Origin of the sequence: Citrobacter sp. Colony219 (assembly GCF_019382635.1) — a bacterium.
Taxonomy (GTDB): Bacteria; Pseudomonadota; Gammaproteobacteria; order Enterobacterales; family Enterobacteriaceae; genus Citrobacter; species Citrobacter youngae.
Genome location: NZ_CP080033.1, coordinates 4,725,155 through 4,725,829, shown reverse-complemented (window position 1 = coordinate 4,725,829; position 675 = coordinate 4,725,155). Strand labels below are relative to the sequence as shown.

Genomic DNA, 675 nt, shown 5'->3' with positions numbered 1-675 from the left:
GATAAGGTAATAGCCGCCATCCGGCACTGAAGGTTATTGCTCGGTGCTCGGTGTATTAATCATGCGGTTCAGCCATGGCACCATAATCGCCATTACAACCGTTACCGCCAGGGTCACCAGGCCTATCTTACTGAACACGTTAGTATTAAATAGGCAGCGTCTGGAGTGGGTCGGTGATGTTCTCTGGTACGGCGGTGAACGTTGCGACATAACCCCCCATCAGGAAGGCTGCTGCCTGCGTCAGGAACCACATCCCAAGAATAAAGCCCATCAGGTGTTGTGGCACCAGCGCGGCGACCATAGCCAGCCCCAGGGCGCTAATCAGCAGTTCACCCAGGCTCTGGAACAGATACACCAGCACGATAAACCACGGCGACGTCAGCCCCTGAGCATCGGCAAACCACATCCCGGCTGCGGCGGCAGTCAGGAAGCCTAGTGAGCACAGGAACATGCCAAGCGTAAACTTCATCGGCATGGTCAGGTCTTTGCCTTTGTTTCCCAGACGGGTATAGATAGCGGCCAGCACCGGACTCGCCAGTACCACCCAGAACGGGTTCAGCGCCTGGAAGCTTACCGGGTTGATGGCGAAACCAAGAATTTCATGGTGCACGTTATTGATAGCAAAGAAGTTCAGCGAAGTTGGCATCTGCGCGTACAGCACGTAGAACACCACCG

Annotated in this window: 1 pseudogene; it reads right to left on the bottom strand. The window is 55.3% G+C overall.

The features are described 5' to 3' along the window. Window positions 1-33: 33 nt before the first annotated feature. Window positions 34-675 (bottom strand): annotated as a pseudogene (locus JTI85_RS21665) (oligopeptide:H+ symporter); the annotation flags it as partial.